The following is a 17452-nucleotide window of genomic DNA, read 5'->3' on the forward strand; positions in this document are numbered from 1 at the left end:
AATCCAGTCCGAGAAGCTGATTATCAAGCGGTTCGCGCGTTGAATAGGCCCAAAACTAAAAAAAAGGCGGGCTGAGCGCCCGCCTTTGTAAGTCTTTTCCGTAAGAACGGATCAGTGGTCGACGTTCCGCCAGATCTGCTTCTTGGTGAAGTAAAGCAGGCCTGCGAACACGATCAGGAAGATCATCACGCGGAAGCCAATTTTCTTGCGATCTTCCAGATGCGGCTCGGCGGCCCACATCATGAACGCTGAAACGTCCTTCGCATACTGATCGACGGTCATCGGCGTACCATCGGTGTACTCAACGGCTTCGTCAAAGAGTGGCGGAGCCATGGAGATGAACTGCCCGGCCAGGAAGGAATGGTTGTAGTACTGACCATCCGGGACCGTGATCCCTTCCGGGTCTTCCTCGTAGCCTGTCAGCAACGAGTAGATATAGTCAGGTCCATTTTCCTGGTACTGCGTGAAGATATCGAACACGAACCCGGGGAACCCGCGCTGTGCCGCACGCGCCTTCGCGAGCAGCGAAAAGTCGGGCGGATAGGCACCGTTATTGGCTGCACGTGCTGCTTGCTGGTTCGGGAAAGGAGACGGGAAACGATCGGCCAGGATCGCCGGACGTTCATACATCTCGCCGAAATCATCCGGACCGTCGATGACGGTGTATTCGGAAGCGATCTGCTTGGCTTCGTCTTCGGTAAAGCTCGGGCCGCCATCTTCGGCAAGGTTGCGGAAGGCAACCAGTCTCAGACCGTGACATGCCGAACAGTTTTCACGATAGACCTTGAAGCCGCGTTGCAGCTGAGCCCGGTCATAGAAACCGAACGGCCCTGCAAACGACCACTTCTGATAGTCGATCTCGATCTTGGCGCCAGCAGCGACTGCGGGTGTTGCGATGGCAAGAGTTGCCACCGCGACAAGGGAACGAACCATTTTGATCATGGTGCTCATTGTCTCAAATAACTCCTGATCCGGTTCGCGTTACTTCGTGTCCGGTGCGGCAGCTGCGCCGGCCGGTGTGCCAGAGCCGCCCTTCAGCACCGATTCTGAAATCGACGCAGGCAAGGGCAACGGTTTTTCGAGGAACCCGAGCATCGGCAGGATGATCAGGAAGTGCGCAAAGTAGTAGGCGGTAAAGATGCGGGAGAGCGTCACGTAGATGCCCTCTGCAGGCATGGCGCCAAGATACCCAAGCGCAACACAGACGATGGCGAAGATCCAGAAGAACTGCTTGAACAGCGGGCGGTAAGCCCCGGACCGAACCTTGGAGGTGTCCAGCCACGGCAGGATGAACAGAACCGCAATCGCACCGAACATCAGAACGACGCCGCCAAGCTTGTCCGGAACGGCACGCAGGATCGCATAGAACGGCAGGAAGTACCATTCAGGAACGATATGCGCCGGCGTCACGAGCGGATCGGCTTCAATGTAGTTGTCCGCATGACCCAGATAGTTCGGCAGATAGAACGCGAACCACGAGAAGAAGATCATGAACACGACAATCGCGAACAGGTCTTTCATCGTGTAGTAAGGGTGGAACGGCAGCGTGTCCTGCTTCGTCTTGGGCTGAACACCCGTCGGGTTGTTGTTGCCCGTGGTGTGGAACGCCCACACGTGCAGGATGACAACACCGAAGATCATGAACGGCAGCAGGTAGTGCAACGAGAAGAACCGGTTCAGCGTCGGATTGTCGACTGCAAAGCCGCCCCACAGCCACGTCACGATGGCCTCACCCACCAGCGGAATGGCTGAGAAGAGGTTCGTGATAACCGTCGCACCCCAGAAAGACATCTGACCCCAGGGCAGAACGTAGCCCATGAAGGCGGTGCCCATCATGATCAGGAAGATGATCACGCCGAGGATCCACGAAATCTCGCGCGGCGCCTTGTAGGAGCCGTAGTAAAGTCCGCGGAAGATGTGAATGTAGACGGCGATGAAGAACATCGACGCGCCGTTCGAGTGCAGATACCGCAGCAGCCAGCCGAAGTTCACATCGCGCATGATGTGCTCGACACTGTCGAAGGCTGCGTCCGTGCTCGGCGTGTAATGCATCACCAGAACGATGCCGGTGAGGATCTGCGCGATCAGAACGAAGAACAGAATTCCGCCGAAGGTCCACCAGTAATTCAGGTTTTTCGGCGTCGGAAAATCCACGAAGGAACCGCGCATGAGCGAAATAACCGGCAGGCGGCTTTCGAGCCACTTGGCCGCAGCGCTCTGCGGAACGTAGTTTGAATGTCCAGCCATGGCTGTCTCCTAAAAATTTTTGCCGTTAGCCGATCTTGATCGTCGAGTCACTCACGAACTCGAGCGGCGGAATCAGCAAATTCTCGGGAGCCGGGCCTTTGCGAATGCGGCCGGCAGTGTCGTAGTGGGAGCCATGGCAGGGGCAGAACCAGCCACCGAACTCGCCCGCGTCGCCAATCGGTACACAGCCGAGGTGCGTACAGATGCCGATCTGGACAAGCCAGTTTTCCTTGTCCTTGACGCCGCGGTTAGGATCCGTCGCTTCCGCGTTGGCTGGCAGGTTTGCGTTCCGGGCCAGTTTGTCCGGCAGGTCCGAAAGCGGCACACCCGCCGCTTCCTGGACTTCCGTTTCGGTGCGGTTGCGGATGAACACCGGCTTACCGCGCCATTTGACTGTGATCGACTGCCCCTCTTCCACGGCAGACACATCAACTTCAATCGATGCCAGCGCGAGAGCGGAAGCATCCGGGTTCATCTGGTCAATGAACGGCCATACCAAAGCGCCGGCGCCCACAACGCCCATTGCACCGGTCGCAATGTAGAGAAAGTCACGGCGGTTCGGTTCTTCCGGATCCGTGTTGTGTGCCAAGGTCGCGTCCCCTTCAAAAATCTACCTGTACCGAAAGCCCGCATCATGTCCGGGCCACCCTTTGCCAGAAAGGATAGCCGGAACCATGCCGGGCTCAACGGTGGCCGGGTGCGGCAGTTGCCCGCATCGGCCAAGCGGCTTGTCTTTTTGCACCCTTCGATACGCTTGTCCAGATCAACAAATGGATCAAAACGCATATGTCGCAGGCAAAAAAAGCGCCCCGTCGCTTTTCTGCCCTTTTTTGGGGAATGTGCGCAAGACCGGAATTCAAATGAATCCCGGTCCCGCTGTCTCGTTTTGTGAATTATGCCGCCTGAACAGGCGCCAGGAAGCCGCCGGACTGATGTTGCCAGAGCTGCGCATAAAGGCCGTTTTTCTCAAGAAGGTCCTGATGGGACCCCTCTTCGATGATTCGACCCTTGTCCATGACAATCAGCCTGTCCATCGCCGCGATGGTCGACAGCCGGTGGGCGATCGCGATCACGGTTTTGCCCTTCATCAGGTCGAACAGACTTTCCTGAATGGCGATCTCGACTTCGGAGTCCAGCGCGGAGGTGGCTTCGTCCAGGGCAAGGATAGGTGCGTCTTTCAAGAGCACCCTTGCGATCGCGATCCTTTGCCGCTGTCCCCCGGACAGTTTGACGCCACGCTCTCCGACATGAGCATCCAAAGCCTTGCGGCCTTCCATGTCGGTGAGCCCTCCAACAAACTCCAGCGCATGGGCCTTTTGCAGCGCAGCTTCCACGTCCTCGCGCGTTGCATCCGGCTTGCCGTAAGCAACGTTTTCGAAGATCGACCGGTGCAGCAGAGACGTGTCCTGCGTGACGACACCGACATTCGCGCGGATATCGTCCTGATGAACGCGCGAGATGTCCTGGCCGTCGATCAGAACCTTGCCGCCTTCCAGGTCGTAAAACCGCAAGAGCAGATTGACCAGCGTCGACTTGCCCGCACCTGAGCGCCCGATCAGACCGATCTTCTCACCTGGCTGGATCGTCATGCTGAGATCCTCGATCACCCCGGCCTTTTTGCCGTAGTGGAAGCGGATGTTCTCAAACCGGATCTCCCCCCTGTCGACAACCAGGGGCGTTGCATCCGGCACGTCCATTACTTCCCGTTCGCGGGAAATCGTGGTGATCCCGTCCTGGACCGTCCCGATGTTCTCAAAGAGACCGGCAAGCTCCCAAAGGATCCAGTGCGACATGCCCTGAAGCCTGAGGACGAACGCAACAGCAACCGTCACTTCACCAATCGTCACCGTTCCGGCTTGCCAAAGCATAATCGCCAGTCCACCGATCGAAGTCAGCAGAAGCATGTTGATGAACACCAGAACCAGATTGAGCCCGGTCACCAGACGCATCTGGTGAAAGACGGTTTTCAGGAAACCCATCATCGAGTTCTGGGCGTAAGCTTCCTCCCGGTCGGCATGGGAGAAGAGCTTCACCGTGGTGATGTTGGTATAGGCATCAACAACATGCCCCGTCATGAGTGATCGGGCATCCGCCTGCTCTTTTGAAACATCGCGCAGTTTCGGTACGAAAACGCGGATGGTCAGAAGATACGCCAGAAGCCAGACAACAAACGGCAAGCTGAGCCAAAAATTGGCATCGGCAACAACAATGACCGCAGCCGTGAAGTAGACAGCGACATACACCATGATGTCAGCCATGCGCGATATCACCTCACGCACGCCAAGCGCCGTTTGCATCAGCTTTGTCGCAATCCGCCCGGCAAAGTCATTCTGGTAGAATGAGACGCTTTGCCGGAGCAGATAGCGATGCACCCGCCAGCGGATGGACATCGGATAGTTGCCCATCAAGCCCTGGTGAAAATAAAGCTGCCAAAGCACTTCCAGGGCCGGCCGCAGGACCAGCAGGATGAAGAGCATGAACAGCAGCGTTGGCCAGTTGTCGTCCAGAAAGGTCGACGGATCCGACTTTTCCAGCCAGGTGACCAGGTCCCCGAGGAAGGTGAAAATATACACCTCGATCAGGGCGACCAGCGTGCCGAACAGCGACACGCAGGCCAGGATCGGCCAGACAGGTTTGGTGTAGTACCAACAGAAGGCCCAGAAGCCTTTCGGCGGTACGTCAAGCTCGGTTTTCTCAAAAGGATCAACGAGCTTTTCGAAACGGTCGAACATATCTACCTCTCAGACCGGCTCAAACGTAACACAGTCAGATGCGTCAGAGCATCTTCCCTGCCGGGCCGTTGTGAGCGCGGACGAATTGTCGTTCCGGCCGCCATGTAGAACAGGCCGGTCATCAAACTTGTGAATGCCAGGGCAACGATTGCAGTGCCCCAGAACAAGGCGCTGAGTTCATCAAAGAACTCGGAGATCAGAACATGCCTTCCGGCGATCTCAAGGGCCTCGATCCGGCTCAGATTGAATAGGAAAACCGGAACGAACAGCACAACGGCAACACCAAGTGTCGCCCCAAGGAATGTGCAAACGTAAACCAGGGCACGCCTGAACCTGCGCCCAGGACCCACTGGCGGCCGCTGCATGGAAGGCACTTCAAAATCCGGACGGTCCGCGAAAGCGGACAGGTTCTGCGGATATTGCGAATTCATCGGAACAACTCCGAAACGGGATCACGTCGTATGGTGACGGCAGACACGCGCAATAAGGGCGTGCAGCGCATGGGACGGCTTAAGCCGGTCACCGCAAAGCTATTGATTGAGAAGAGGTAGGTCGGCGCCTAACGCTGCCAGACAAATACCTTTAGGCCACCAGTATGGGCGGAAAGTACTGGGATCATGCAATGATCTATCATTTAAGCCCTCCTGGTTGCGCGGCCGGGCGGCCACTGGGGTAACAGTGTCAACAAGGTAAAGTTGACTGGGAGGTGTGGTAACCGTTTTTGGCGAAGTTGAAAAGAGGCAATGCGTTCATGTGCGGCATGTAACTGACAGCTGTTGCCAATCGGACACAACCGAGTCGCAGACCCGAACCAAAGTGTCAGGGCAGCCGGTCGCGTCCGGAAAATTCGTGCAGGTGCAATTCCGCCTCGCGCGGCGAGAGCGGTGTTGAAATCATCGCCCCCTGAATGAACTGGCACCCAAGGTCTTTCAGGATTTCCAGCTGCCCTGGTGTGTCAACGCCCACCGCCATGACCTGAAATTCGAATTTGCCAGCCAGATTGATAATTGATTGGGCCAGGTATTGCTTGTTGACGTCGGTCTCAAGATCGCCGACCAGCCAAGGACTGAGTTTAAGCAGATGCGCGCTCAGGCGGATCAGCTGACCGGCGCCGCCATGTCCGCTGCCAACCTCGTCCAGCGCGATCCGGCAGCCGATACCGGACAGTCTTTCAATCGCCTTTTGCAGGCTGCCGGGTTCGTCGAAGCGGATGATTTGCTGATCGAATTCAAGAATGAGGTCGTTGAACGCAACATCCGCCTCTTCGCAAAGGCTTTCGAGCCTGCTTTCAATACCGTGTTCTCCGAAACTTGCGGCAGTCAGATTGACGGACATTGATAATGGCACGTTCGCGGCATCGCGCAGGCGTTTGATTTCCGACAGGCCGTGTTGCAAGGCGAATCGTTCGACTTGCGCAATTCGCTTCATGTCCTCCTGCACAGACAGCAGCTTGGTCGGATCGACAAGTCCTTCGGATGGATGCAGCCAGTGTGGAGACACCTCGTATCCGGTGATGCGACGGTCCGCGAGGCTGTATTGGGGTTCCATGAGCAGTGTCAGCCGACCCTTTTCAAGATCGTGGTCAAGCTGGGCCATGCTCATGCGCCGGTGCCTGTGGGCTGCTCCAAGGGCCTCCGTATACCAGGAGAAGCGGCCCCGGCCAGCCTTCTTGGCCGCATAAAGCGCAATGTCAGCCCGGTTGACGATCTCCGCCAGACTGGTCTTTCCGGCATCCGCCAGGACAAGGCCGACACTTCCTGCAACCATCAATCGGTGCCGTTCGACCATGATCGGCCGCGTAAGACTGTCGAAGATGCGCTGAGCCAGGTGCTCCATCTGTTCCGGACCGTCCGGTTTGGACACGACGGCAACAAACTCGTCGCCCCCGACCCGTGCGACCAAACCAAAGTCCTTGAAGACGGTCTTGAGAACATCCGCCACATGCCGGAGCACCGCGTCGCCGGCGCTATGGCCGTGGCTGTCGTTGATGTCCTTGAAGTGGTCGAGGTCGAAGTGAATGATGCCGACCTTGGCGTCCTTGTCCGTTGCCGACGAGAGCCTGTCCTGCAGAAAGGAGGTCATCCTTGCGCGGGTCGCAAGGCCGGTAAGCTCATCGTGCTCCGCCTGATATTTCAATCGTTTGCGCGTTTCTTCAAGCTCTGCAAACCGTTCGACTTCTCGGGTCACATCCTGACACAGGATGATCATCTTTGCCTTGTCGGGTGTATCGCCTTCCACCTGTGCAAAGGTCAGCTGGTTCCAGAAGAATTCGCCGTTCTTCCTGCGATTGAGAATCAGTTCCTTGAAGCCAGAGGAAAATTTGCCGAGGTCGAACTTGAAGTTCTCGATTTCGTCCGGAGCAAGCTGCTTGTCGGGAGGAAGAATGAATTCCTGAGGCCGCCTGCCGCGAATTTCCTCCGCCGAATAGCCGGTGATGCGGGAATAGGCGGGATTGGACCATTCAATGCGCCCGTAAATGTCCTGCACGACAAGGCCTTCGTGCGCATGTTCAACAACGGTCTTGAGGATTGCGGCATCGTTGCCGAATTCAAACCTGTCCTTAGAGGCCGACTGCTTCGAGATCCGGCGGCCAACAAAAAACACCGCGGGGAAGAGTATTACCCCTGCCCCGATACCAAAAAACAGATATTGCACTGGCCAAGCGGCTAGAAGTTCTATCATGCAGGTGTGTTATTAGTCTCAACCCGGTTGAGGTAATTCTGCCAAAAGAACTTGAAAAAAACCCTAAATAGCGAAAATCGAAAATATAGTTATTATTGACAGTTTTTTTCTCGACTTTACCGGAAAACTCCTACGCAGCTCTGACACTCTGAAGGAACTGACGTACCTGCGATTGCAGACTTTCAGACAGATTGCCGAGTTCTGCCGACGCGCCGAGCATCTCATCGGTCGCTGACCGGCTGGCTTCCATCACATGGCTTAAAGTGTCCACAGTGTTCGAAACCTGGCCGGTGCTCATACGCACTGTGGTTGCGCTGCTGCTGATTTCCTGTGTTGCGGACGACTGCAGTTCAACCGCGTCCCTGATTGCGGAGGAAATGTCACTCACCTTTCCGATCGTCGCTCCAATCGAGCGGATTGCCGTTTCGGAGAGCTCGGCAACTTCCTGGACGGATGCCACCTGCGCAGATATATCCTCTGTGGCCTTAGTCGTCTGTTCGGCCAATGCCTTGACTTCATTGGCAACGACCGCGAACCCCCGCCCCGCCTCACCGGCACGCGCCGCCTCGATTGTCGCGTTCAGGGCCAAAAGATTGGTCTGGCTGGCGATCTGACTGATCAGGTCGACAATCTCGCCGATCGCACGTCCCGTTTCAGACAGGCGGCCGACAATCTCGTCTGTCTTGCGCGCTTCTTCAACAGCAACACCTGCGACATCCGTTGCCTGGTCAACATCTTCCCTGACGCGCGCCAGCGATTGCGACAATTGGTCAGCCGATCCTGACATGGTCTCGACCGAAGCCGTTGCGTCTTCAGTTGCCCGGCGGACGTCTCCCAGCTCCTGGAGCGATGAACCCACGGCTTGATTGAGATGGCTGGAATTCTGCTCAACGCTGCCCGCCGCTTGCGTCAGCGCGGAAACAACGCTGAGAACGGACTTTTCGAAATCGTCGGCAACATCTTGCATGAGTGCCTTGCGTTCACCGGCAAGGGTTTCCTGGTGAGCAAGTTCCTGGCGTGCCTGCTCCTGCGCCCTTTCCGCCAGATTCTCCCGAAAAGCCGTCACGGACCGTGCGATCGCTCCGATTTCGTCGCTGCGTTCGTTGCCATCGATGACAATATCAAGCTGTCCGTCCGACAGTTTGTCGAGCCCGCTCTGCAAACGCGCAAGCGGCCTGGCAATGCCCAGCGCCAAAACGACCGCCAGACCCAGAAAAGCAAAACCGATGGGCGATACAACGAGACCGACCGTCAAGATTTGCTCGACGATCAGCGCATCGATGCTTCCCGCAACATCACCGGACAGAAACTCTTGTGCCCCATCGGACGACCCGATCTTTGCGAGCAGGGCCTGGCGGAAGGAATAGAATGCGAATGCCGTTCCAGCCATCATGATGACAGCTGCGGTGAGAACCATGGCAACAAACCGGCCCTTTATCGAAAGCATTTCGGCAAATCCCACCTGAGTTCCGTTTCCGTGCGGATATCGCGCCCAGATTGCGGACGACCGGCGCTGCAACAGTCTAAGTAGGAGCTTGTAAAAATTCAGTAACGGTCAGCCCTAGGGCAACTACGTACTCCCCGTAGATTCGGGCCTGATATTGCCCGGTTGCTGTTTCGTCAGGTCACCATGCGTGTGAGCGTATATCCCATGCCCGCGGAAAAGGCCGACAGTGCGGTCCCCCAGGCGACATCGACGACAGTCACAATAACCGGCCAGTTGCGCAGCGTTGCGTAGTTGGTCACGTCGTAGGTGGCATACGTGAAAAAGCCGAACATGGCGCCATAAATGATCGCGGTTGCGAGGCTCTCGGATTTCAGGGCTGGAGCGACGGCAAACACCACGATGCCGATCACGTAAATTATGTAGAACACCCCGGCAGCCGCCATGTTGGGCTTGTCCATCAAAAGGTGCCCGATGCGATCGAAATAGAATCGGGTCGCCACCTGGGACAACCAGACATAGTCGACCGCAAGAAAAACAATCGCGGTCGCGACATAGGCAGTAACAAGCTGAAACATGGAATCCTCAGTATAAAGACTGTCCCATTACGCTTGCCACGCGTGGGCAGATCATACTGCTAGCGTCTGAAACGGGGATATCGCCGCTTCAGTCGATCACGCCAGCACGCTGTCCGCTTTCAAGAAGCCACCTGACTGGCGATGCCAAAGCTGCGCATAAAGCCCGGTTTCCTGCGCGAGCAGGGACTGGTGTGTTCCCTGCTGAACAATGCGTCCCTGGTCCATGACGATAAGCCTGTCCATTGCTGCAATCGTCGAAAGCCGGTGGGCAATCGCAATGACCGTTTTCCCGGCCATCAGGCTTTGCAGGTTTTCTTGGATCGCAGCTTCCACTTCAGAATCGAGCGCGGACGTGGCCTCGTCCAGGACAAGGATCGGTGCGTCCTTCAGCAAGACGCGGGCAATTGCGATCCGCTGGCGCTGTCCGCCCGACAATTTGACACCCCGCTCCCCGACGAAGGCATCAAGGCCGGTCCGGCCCCTTTTGTCCTCCAATTGCTGAATGAAATCGAACGCATGTGCCTTCTTTGCCGCCTCGATGAGCTCCGCCTCGCTCGCCGAGCTCCGTCCGTAGAGAATATTTTCGCGGATGGATCGGTGCAGCAACGAGGTATCTTGCGTCACCATGCCAATCGATCGGCGAAGCGAATCTTGCGCGACAAACTTGATGTCCTGGCCGTCTATCGAGATGCATCCGTCCTCCAGGTCGAAAAACCTGAGCAGCAGGCTGACGAGTGTGGTCTTGCCCGCTCCTGACGGCCCGACCAGGCCAACACGTTCTCCAGGCTGGATCGACAGGTTGAGATGATCGATCACGCCACCATCCTTGCCGTAGTGGAAGCGAATATTCTCAAAACGGATCGCGCCTTTTGCGACGGAAAGGTCCTTCGCATCGGGCATGTCGGTCAGCACGACAGGCTTTACGATTGTCTCCATGCTGTCCTGCAGGGACCCGAAATGACGGAACAAGCCGTTGAGTTGGTTGAACAGCCGATTGAGCAGGATATTGAGCCGCAGGATCAGGCTGAGCGCGAAAGCGACATGGCCCGTGCTTATGCCACCATCTTGCCAGACGTTCAGCGCCATCGCGGTAACGGAGACAATCATGACGCCGTTGATCAGCGACATGGTCATCCGGATTGACGTCAGGTACCGGGTGAACCGCTGCAATTTGCCGATGAAGTTTTCAACGGCCCCTCTGGCTCCGTGGTTTTCCTCCCGCGTGGAGCCGAAGAGTTTCACCGACTGGATGTTCGTGTAGGTATCCACGAGACGTCCGGTCACGCCTGAATAGCTGTGAGCGGTTTCCTTAGAGGCATCGCGGATGCGCGGCACGAAATAAAGGGCGGTGAGCGCGAAACAGACCAGCCAGAGAGCAACAATCGCTCCAAGCCTGTAGTCGAGTTCCGTCACAAGTACCAATGTCGTGACGGCATAAACGACAATGAACCACACAACCTGTAGCAGATTGATCATGAAGTCTCCGGCAGACATGCCCGACTGCATGACCTTTTGCGCAAGCCTGCCGGCAAGGTCATCCTGGAAATAGCTGAGACTTTGCCGCATCACGCGCTGGTGGCATTGCCACCTGACGAGATTGAAAAAGGACGGAACAACGGTCTGTTCCTCCACGAGTGCCATCAGTGAATTGACCAGGGCTCGAAGGACCAGAACCACGAAGGCCATGGTCAGCAGTGTCCAGGCGTGGTCGCTGAAAAAAGTTGCCCGGTTGCCGTTTTCCAGAAGGTCCACGATCCGTCCGAGAAAGTTGAAGACTGTGACTTCGACGAACGCGGACGCACCGCCCAGAACCAGCATGGCTACAAAGGGCCAGCGCACCTGACTGACGAAGTAAAACAGAAAAGCGACGCCGCCGCGCGGCATATCCTTTGGCGGCGCTGATCGAAACGGGTCAATCCAGGTTTCGAATAAATGAAAGAGCGGGGACACGTGACGTCTCCAGGAGAGCAGGATCGAATCTTTTCCTCATCCTACGCTTCTGAGGGAAGTCTGGGCCAATAAATTGAGTGAAACACTCGCGTGGGATTTCGAAGTTTTGCAATGCAATTGTCTGGCAAAAATTACAGCTGGGTAAAACCAGCGGCCACGACCTGTTGTCCATGACAAGGGCCGATTAAGCTGATATCCCAGCGCGCTCTCAAAGCACGAGATCGAAAAGCCGATGCCAGACATTGCCCTCTACCAACCGGACATTCCCCAGAACACAGGCACGATCCTGCGGATGGCCGCGTGTCTGGGCGTGACCGTCCATCTGATAGAGCCGGCGGGTTTCCCGATTTCCGACAGCGCCCTGAAGCGGGCGGGCATGGACTATCTTGAGCGGGCTTCAATGCGGCGGCACAGGAGTTTTGCCGATTTTGAGCTGTTCCGCCTGACGCGAAACCAGAGGCTGGTCCTGCTGACGACCAAGGCGGAAGACATCTACACGGAATTTCAATACCGAGCTGACGACATATTGCTGATGGGCCGGGAAAGCACCGGCGTACCTGAAAGCATCCACGAACTTGCCGACGCAAGGTTGACGATTCCGATGATCGAAGGCATGCGTTCGCTGAATGTCGCCGTCTCGACAGGAATGGCGCTTGGGGAAGTCTTGCGGCAGACCAACACATTTCCTAAAAACAATCCTGAAGGCTGATCCCGGGCTTTCTACTTACTTTTCAATTGGGGTTGATCACATGAACGCACCGAGCCCGGAAAATCGCGGCGGCCCTATCCCGGACGGTATCGAAGACAAGAAGACAACCGCTCCTTTGTGGTTCAAGGACTTGCGCGACCGGATCTGCAAGTCCTTCGAAGATCTGGAGGACGAGATCGGCACGCTTGGTGGTCCCCTTGCAGACCAACCGGCAGGCCGGTTTGAACGCACACCCTGGGAACGGACTGACAGCAGCGGCGAAAAAGGTGGCGGCGGTGTCATGGCCCTTATGCATGGCCGTGTCTTTGAAAAAGTCGGTGTCCATATCTCGACCGTGCACGGCGAATTCTCGCCGGAGTTTCGCGGGCAGATACCGGGTGCGTTGGAAGATCCCCGCTTCTGGGCATCTGGCATCAGTCTGATTGCCCATTTGCACAATCCGCACGTACCGGCGGTGCACATGAACACCCGCATGGTGGTGACAACGCGCCAATGGTTCGGTGGCGGCGCGGACTTGACGCCGGTTCTGGATGCCCGGCGAACACAGGAAGATCCCGACACCGTCGCCTTTCACCAGGCGATGAAGGACGCCTGCGATGCACACGACGTGGCCGACTATGATGCCTACAAAGCCTGGTGCGACGATTACTTCTTCCTGAAACACCGCAACGAGCCGCGCGGGATTGGCGGCATATTCTACGACTATCTGCACAGCGGAAACTGGGACGCCGATTTTGCGTTCACGCAAGCCGTGGGCAAGGCATTTTGGGCTGTCTATCCGGAACTCGTCCGCCGGAATTTTGAAAAGACCTGGACCGAAGCCGACCGCGAGGAACAACTCGTCCGGCGCGGCAGGTACGTCGAATACAACCTGCTCTATGACAGGGGCACGATTTTCGGCCTGAAAACGGGAGGCAACGTCGCCTCCATCCTCTCGTCCATGCCGCCGGTCGTGAAATGGCCTTAAGTTAGGTTTCTCTGCGAAGCAGGTGCGACGACGCCTATGCGGCCGGGGCGGCCCGGGTAACGGCGCCCATTTCGCGCCCCAGCATCATCTCTGCAAGCCTGGTCACCATTTTCTGGTCAAGCTTGGCACCCATGTCCTTCATCATGGAGATGGCACTGCGTGCGGGCACACTCTCACAGTAAGGACGCTCTTCCGTCAGTGCGGTGTAGATGTCGCACACCGTCATGAGGCGGACCTTGGGAATGATACGCTCGCCCGGCAGGCCGTTCGGATATCCCGAACCATCAAGAAATTCATGGTGCTGGATGGCCATCCTCTTGATGTCCGCCGGAACTTCAAGCCGTGACTTCAAGATATCACGACCGAACACCGGGTGCCTGTCGACAAGCGCCCGTTCCTCGTTCGTCAACTTGCTCTTTTTGTCGAGAATTGTCAGCGGTATCCGCATCTTGCCGATATCGTGAACCAATCCGCCCGCGACAACTTCCGCACAGTCTTCGTCGTCCCAGCCAAGCTGCTTGGCAAGCATGCCTGCAAGGCCGGCAACACGAAGGGAATGGCGATAGGTTTCGCTGTGATGCGTGTGTACGGCAGAAAGCCAGCTTGAAAGACCGTCGCGGTTGAGCGCAAAAAGCAGGTCTTCGGCACATTCATTCATCAGCTTGACGCGGATCTTGGCGCCTTCAACCGTCGAGAAACACAGGCTCTCAAGAAAGGCATTGCAGTTCCTGTAGGCCGCGGCTGTGTCTTCAGGGGTCCGTCTGGGCAAGGCCGCATTCGGATCCGATCCGGTCAGCACCTTGACCTCTTTCAGCAGCAGCGCAAACGGCGCGTCGCGCTCCATCGTCTTCGTCTTGCCCAGCGCGGCAGCCTGGACGGCCTCTCTGCGGTTTTTCTGCGAGATAAGACAAATCACGGGAATTTCGGCAATGCTCGCCCAGGAGGATTTCAAGGCAGTCAGCCCGGCGTCGGTCGATCCCAACAGCTCGACGATCGCAAGCTTGCCCTCACCCACTGTGTGCGGTGAAACCTTGTCCATATCGATCAATCTTGCAGGGAAGAAAAACGGCAGCTTTCTCACCGGTGAATCAAGTGAAAGCGGTCCGTCTGATATGAGAACTATTTCCATCGATTGTCTCGTCGCGCCCTGCAAACCGATATGGAAGCTTGAATTCCGGTTGGTCAGCAAAAAGAAATTATCCCGCCATTTGACGGGTTTTCTTTTAAAAAAACGCTAAAATTACTGCGTTGAACGCGCAAGAAGTTGCTCTTTGCTTAAGGAAAAACCGCTTTCCTGCCATTCACCTTCCAGGCGCTTCAAAAGCACGCCGAGGGTAGGGCCTGCCGCGTGGCCGGAAGCGATCAGGTCCGCACCCTTCAGCGGAAACTCCGGAACGGCCTGCGCCCTGATGAGAGACAACCTGTCTCTGAGCGCGTCCGCATCCTCTGTTCCGCGTGCCTTGTCGACCGCCCAGATTGCCAGCAGACCGTCGATGGCCCCCTGCTTGCCGAAGGAATAGGTAAGCAAAGCGGCGCTAGGAACATCTTCCGACTGGCGCAGCATCTTTTTCGCAGCCCACGCTGTCTGGATGCGTTTGCGTTCAGCGTTTGAAAGCCGGAACCGCTCACACACACGTTCCAGGTCCTCGCGCACGAACCCGGCCAGCACCACAAGCGCGAGCTCGGGATCTCGCGTCTCGGGCGCAATGTCGTCCAGTTGGCGCAAGGCTTCGTAGTCGTCCATGCGGGCGAGGCCACCCGTTGCGATCTCCCAAAGACCGCAATCGTTCATCATTTTCACAGCATATGCAGCGAGCGGAGCGCGCAGCAAACGCCTCATTTCATGACCTATCCGCTCTGCGGAAAGCTGCCGCAGTCCGTCCCGCTGACGCAAACAGGCCCCGAGCCCTTCCGGGTCGAGGTCACCTTCACCATAGGCAGCGTAAATCCGGAAAAACCTTAGAATTCGAAGATAGTCTTCTTTGATACGGCTGTCGGGATCACCGATGAAGCGGACACGGCGCGCCAGGCAATCGTCCAGCCCGCCAAGCGGATCATGCAGGCGTCCCTGCCGGTCCACGTAAAGCGCGTTCATCGTGAAATCCCGGCGCATCGCGTCCTTTTGCCAGTCGCGGCCAAAGACCACGCGAGCCTGGCGTCCGAACGTCTCAACGTCTTCGCGCAGCGTGGTGACTTCGTAGGGAAATCCGTGACTGACGACCGTTATTGTGCCGTGGTCGAGGCCGGTTCCAATCGGTTTCAACCCTGCCTTCCCGGCACGTCGCATGACGTCTTCTGGGCTCGCGGTGGTGGCGATATCGATGTCCGGAACCGGATGGCCGAGCAGAGTGTTGCGCACCGCGCCACCAACGGCGCGGGCCTCATCGCCGTCCTGTTCGACGGCCGAAAAGACATCCTGAATGCCAGGTGCGCGCAACCAATCCGCGTCACGGAGCTTATCGTCGACATCGACTGTCATCGGACTATTCGAACCCACCGGGCACAAAGACGCCGTCTTTGTATTGCGTCGGCCGGTAATCCGTGCCCTCCGGCCCGCGGTTCAACGTGGACATGACCACAAAACCCGCGATGACCAGACCAAGCCCACTGACCGTGAGCCAGGCCAGTGGCCCTTTCGCCCAGCGGTCCGGGTCCTTGCTTCTTTTGGTCAGCCACAGCCAGATCGCGTAACAGATGAAAGGCAGGAGAAACAGGACCAGGTGGGTCAGTGCAACACGCAGCATCAGCGATAGACCGTCTCATAGAAGGATCGGATAATTCCGGCGGTAACGCCCCAGATGTAGCGTTCTCCGAAGGGCATTGCATAGAAGTAACGCCGCTTGCCCTGCCATTCGCGGCTGAGCTTCTGGTGATTGGCCGGATTCATCAGAAAATTCAAGGGCACTTCAAAAACATCGTCGACTTCGTCGGGATTGGGATGAAATGGTGACAGATCCCTGATGGCACCCACCACCGGAATGACGCGGTAGCCCGATCCGGTCAGATAAGGAGCCAGGTTGCCGAGCGGCTCCACGTGGCCCGGAGCCAGACCAATTTCCTCGTCCGCTTCCCTGAGAGCGGCCTCAACCGGCCCCCCGTCGGTCGGGTCGATTTTTCCGCCGGGAAACGCAACCTGCCCGGCATGCGAGTTCAAATGTCCGGTCCGCTGTGTCAACACGACGCTCGGACCGCCGCCGCGCTCCAGAATACCGATCAGAACAGCGGCATCCCGCGGCGGACCGTCCCACCTGGCATAAGGCGGCAGATCGGGATTGAGCACATGATCGCCGGTCTCGGAACGGTCGTTGGTCCGTTCCGCTGCCGAGAGCCGGTCACGCAGGTCTGCTGCCCAGTCGCCCCGGTGAAGCATTTCGTTTATGGGCGTTACGGTCATTCAGTCGGGCTGCCCACTCTTTTTGGTCGTTGCAAAATCACACACCTGCTCCTTCAAAGGGGCTTTATCTCAGCAATTCCGGGTCGATGGGATAGAACTGTCCGCCACTCCAGACACCCATTTCCGGACCGTTCGGACCGGTGCGTTCAACGATCAGCTCCGCAAGCTGATACATCAGCGCACGTGTGAAGAGGGCCTCGATACGGCCTCTGACCAGAACATAGGGTTTCAGACCGCCGCTGTCTGGTTCTTTTTCGAATCGAAGCGGATGTTCTGTACCCACTGGGACAAGATCACCGAGATTTGTCCGCAATGTCAGTTGCTGTTCATCACCCTCGCCGCCTTCCGCCATCTCCACAGCCAGGAGAGGCGCATCATCGACCGTGATGCCAATCTTTTCGACGGGCGTGACGAGATAATGCTTGCCGTCCTCGTCCTTGCGCAGAACAGAGGCGAACAATTTCACCAATGGCTGCCGTCCGATGGGTGACCCTAGGTAATACCACGTGCCATCTCGAGCAATCCTGATATCCAGATCCCCGCAAAACTGCGGATTCCATTTTTCCACGGGCGGAGGTGTCTTGTCTTTCGCATCCGCCCGGCTCATCAGCGCTTTCAGTCCTTCGGGCATCGTGGTTGCTAAAGGAGCGTGTTCATCCGACATGCGTTTCAAGGTCCTGTAGCTGCAATTCCAAGGCCTACGGAATTTTGACGAGTCCGTGCCTCATTCATCGAAAATGGACCTGCAG

Annotated in this window: 16 protein-coding genes; 2 read left to right on the top strand and 14 right to left on the bottom strand. The window is 57.1% G+C overall.

The annotated features are described in order from the left end of the window. Positions 1-111: 111 nt before the first annotated feature. The 9 genes from RBB47_RS18490 to RBB47_RS18530 all read right to left on the bottom strand — a co-directional run bounded on the left by RBB47_RS18490 (position 112) and on the right by RBB47_RS18530 (position 11567). On the bottom strand, positions 112-951 hold the full coding sequence (locus tag RBB47_RS18490) for a cytochrome c1 (protein ID WP_305987352.1): 840 nt from the start codon (positions 949-951) through the stop codon (positions 112-114). A gap of 30 nt (positions 952-981) precedes the next feature. Beyond that, positions 982-2247 carry a cytochrome b/b6 gene (locus RBB47_RS18495; RefSeq protein WP_305987353.1) on the bottom strand — a complete coding sequence of 422 codons (1266 nt, stop codon included), beginning with the start codon at positions 2245-2247 and terminating at the stop codon, positions 982-984. A 25-nt stretch (positions 2248-2272) separates the two neighbouring features. Further along, entirely contained in the window at positions 2273-2836 is a 564-nt protein-coding gene (gene petA, locus RBB47_RS18500; RefSeq protein ID WP_305987355.1) for a ubiquinol-cytochrome c reductase iron-sulfur subunit, read from the bottom strand. A gap of 304 nt (positions 2837-3140) precedes the next feature. After that, positions 3141-4979, bottom strand: a complete 1839-nt coding sequence (locus RBB47_RS18505) for an ABC transporter ATP-binding protein (protein WP_305987356.1) — start codon at positions 4977-4979, stop codon at positions 3141-3143. A gap of 2 nt (positions 4980-4981) precedes the next feature. Continuing rightward, positions 4982-5410 carry a hypothetical protein gene (locus tag RBB47_RS18510; RefSeq protein ID WP_305987357.1) on the bottom strand — a complete coding sequence of 143 codons (429 nt, stop codon included), beginning with the start codon at positions 5408-5410 and terminating at the stop codon, positions 4982-4984. Between the two features lie 388 nt (positions 5411-5798). Further along, entirely contained in the window at positions 5799-7661 is a 1863-nt protein-coding gene (locus RBB47_RS18515; protein WP_305987358.1) for a bifunctional diguanylate cyclase/phosphodiesterase, read from the bottom strand. A gap of 130 nt (positions 7662-7791) precedes the next feature. Further along, the gene (locus tag RBB47_RS18520; protein WP_305987359.1) at positions 7792-9108 is read right to left on the bottom strand and encodes a methyl-accepting chemotaxis protein; all 1317 of its coding nucleotides are present in this window, start codon (positions 9106-9108) and stop codon (positions 7792-7794) included. Between the two features lie 173 nt (positions 9109-9281). Beyond that, positions 9282-9683 (bottom strand): DUF2177 family protein, encoded by a 402-nt coding sequence (locus RBB47_RS18525; RefSeq protein ID WP_305987360.1) that lies wholly within the window; start codon positions 9681-9683, stop codon positions 9282-9284. 96 nt (positions 9684-9779) lie between these two features. Further along, positions 9780-11567 carry an ABC transporter ATP-binding protein gene (locus RBB47_RS18530; RefSeq protein ID WP_305987391.1) on the bottom strand — a complete coding sequence of 596 codons (1788 nt, stop codon included), beginning with the start codon at positions 11565-11567 and terminating at the stop codon, positions 9780-9782. A gap of 298 nt (positions 11568-11865) precedes the next feature. Between RBB47_RS18530 and RBB47_RS18535 the strand changes: the two genes are divergently transcribed. Next, on the top strand, positions 11866-12342 hold the full coding sequence (locus tag RBB47_RS18535) for a tRNA (cytidine(34)-2'-O)-methyltransferase (RefSeq protein WP_305987361.1): 477 nt from the start codon (positions 11866-11868) through the stop codon (positions 12340-12342). A gap of 40 nt (positions 12343-12382) precedes the next feature. Continuing rightward, a complete protein-coding gene (gene hemF, locus RBB47_RS18540; protein ID WP_305987362.1) occupies positions 12383-13309 on the top strand; it encodes an oxygen-dependent coproporphyrinogen oxidase in 927 nt (308 codons plus the stop codon). 34 nt (positions 13310-13343) lie between these two features. On the opposite strand, the gene RBB47_RS18545 is transcribed toward hemF, so the two are convergent. From RBB47_RS18545 to RBB47_RS18565, 5 genes are all read right to left on the bottom strand, one after another. Then, the gene (locus RBB47_RS18545; protein WP_305987363.1) at positions 13344-14438 is read right to left on the bottom strand and encodes an HD-GYP domain-containing protein; all 1095 of its coding nucleotides are present in this window, start codon (positions 14436-14438) and stop codon (positions 13344-13346) included. 111 nt (positions 14439-14549) lie between these two features. After that, entirely contained in the window at positions 14550-15788 is a 1239-nt protein-coding gene (locus tag RBB47_RS18550) for a CCA tRNA nucleotidyltransferase (protein WP_305987364.1), read from the bottom strand. Between the two features lie 4 nt (positions 15789-15792). After that, positions 15793-16053 carry a DUF6111 family protein gene (locus RBB47_RS18555; RefSeq protein ID WP_305987365.1) on the bottom strand — a complete coding sequence of 87 codons (261 nt, stop codon included), beginning with the start codon at positions 16051-16053 and terminating at the stop codon, positions 15793-15795. Beyond that, positions 16053-16703 (bottom strand): CoA pyrophosphatase, encoded by a 651-nt coding sequence (locus RBB47_RS18560; RefSeq protein ID WP_305987366.1) that lies wholly within the window; start codon positions 16701-16703, stop codon positions 16053-16055. The genes RBB47_RS18555 and RBB47_RS18560 overlap by 1 nt, the downstream gene beginning before the upstream one ends. 64 nt (positions 16704-16767) lie before the next feature. Then, on the bottom strand, positions 16768-17367 hold the full coding sequence (locus tag RBB47_RS18565) for a DUF1285 domain-containing protein (protein ID WP_305987367.1): 600 nt from the start codon (positions 17365-17367) through the stop codon (positions 16768-16770). Positions 17368-17452 lie beyond the last annotated feature (85 nt).

The organism is Roseibium sp. MMSF_3544 (genome assembly GCF_030732845.1).
Classification (GTDB): domain Bacteria; phylum Pseudomonadota; class Alphaproteobacteria; order Rhizobiales; family Stappiaceae; genus Roseibium.

Bases quoted from the DNA above. Each gene is read 5' to 3' on its own strand.
- RBB47_RS18490 (WP_305987352.1), bottom strand. From the start codon at position 951: ATGAGCACCATGATCAAAATGGTTCGTTCCCTTGTCGCGGTGGCAACT.
- RBB47_RS18495 (WP_305987353.1), bottom strand. From the start codon at position 2,247: ATGGCTGGACATTCAAACTACGTTCCGCAGAGCGCTGCGGCCAAGTGG.
- RBB47_RS18505 (WP_305987356.1), bottom strand. From the start codon at position 4,979: ATGTTCGACCGTTTCGAAAAGCTCGTTGATCCTTTTGAGAAAACCGAG.
- RBB47_RS18510 (WP_305987357.1), bottom strand. From the start codon at position 5,410: ATGAATTCGCAATATCCGCAGAACCTGTCCGCTTTCGCGGACCGTCCG.
- RBB47_RS18515 (WP_305987358.1), bottom strand. From the start codon at position 7,661: ATGATAGAACTTCTAGCCGCTTGGCCAGTGCAATATCTGTTTTTTGGT.
- RBB47_RS18520 (WP_305987359.1), bottom strand. From the start codon at position 9,108: ATGCTTTCGATAAAGGGCCGGTTTGTTGCCATGGTTCTCACCGCAGCT.
- RBB47_RS18525 (WP_305987360.1), bottom strand. From the start codon at position 9,683: ATGTTTCAGCTTGTTACTGCCTATGTCGCGACCGCGATTGTTTTTCTT.
- RBB47_RS18530 (WP_305987391.1), bottom strand. From the start codon at position 11,567: ATGCCGCGCGGCGGCGTCGCTTTTCTGTTTTACTTCGTCAGTCAGGTG.
- RBB47_RS18535 (WP_305987361.1), top strand. From the start codon at position 11,866: ATGCCAGACATTGCCCTCTACCAACCGGACATTCCCCAGAACACAGGC.
- hemF (WP_305987362.1), top strand. From the start codon at position 12,383: ATGAACGCACCGAGCCCGGAAAATCGCGGCGGCCCTATCCCGGACGGT.
- RBB47_RS18545 (WP_305987363.1), bottom strand. From the start codon at position 14,438: ATGGAAATAGTTCTCATATCAGACGGACCGCTTTCACTTGATTCACCG.
- RBB47_RS18550 (WP_305987364.1), bottom strand. From the start codon at position 15,788: ATGACAGTCGATGTCGACGATAAGCTCCGTGACGCGGATTGGTTGCGC.
- RBB47_RS18555 (WP_305987365.1), bottom strand. From the start codon at position 16,053: ATGCTGCGTGTTGCACTGACCCACCTGGTCCTGTTTCTCCTGCCTTTC.
- RBB47_RS18560 (WP_305987366.1), bottom strand. From the start codon at position 16,703: ATGACCGTAACGCCCATAAACGAAATGCTTCACCGGGGCGACTGGGCA.
- RBB47_RS18565 (WP_305987367.1), bottom strand. From the start codon at position 17,367: ATGTCGGATGAACACGCTCCTTTAGCAACCACGATGCCCGAAGGACTG.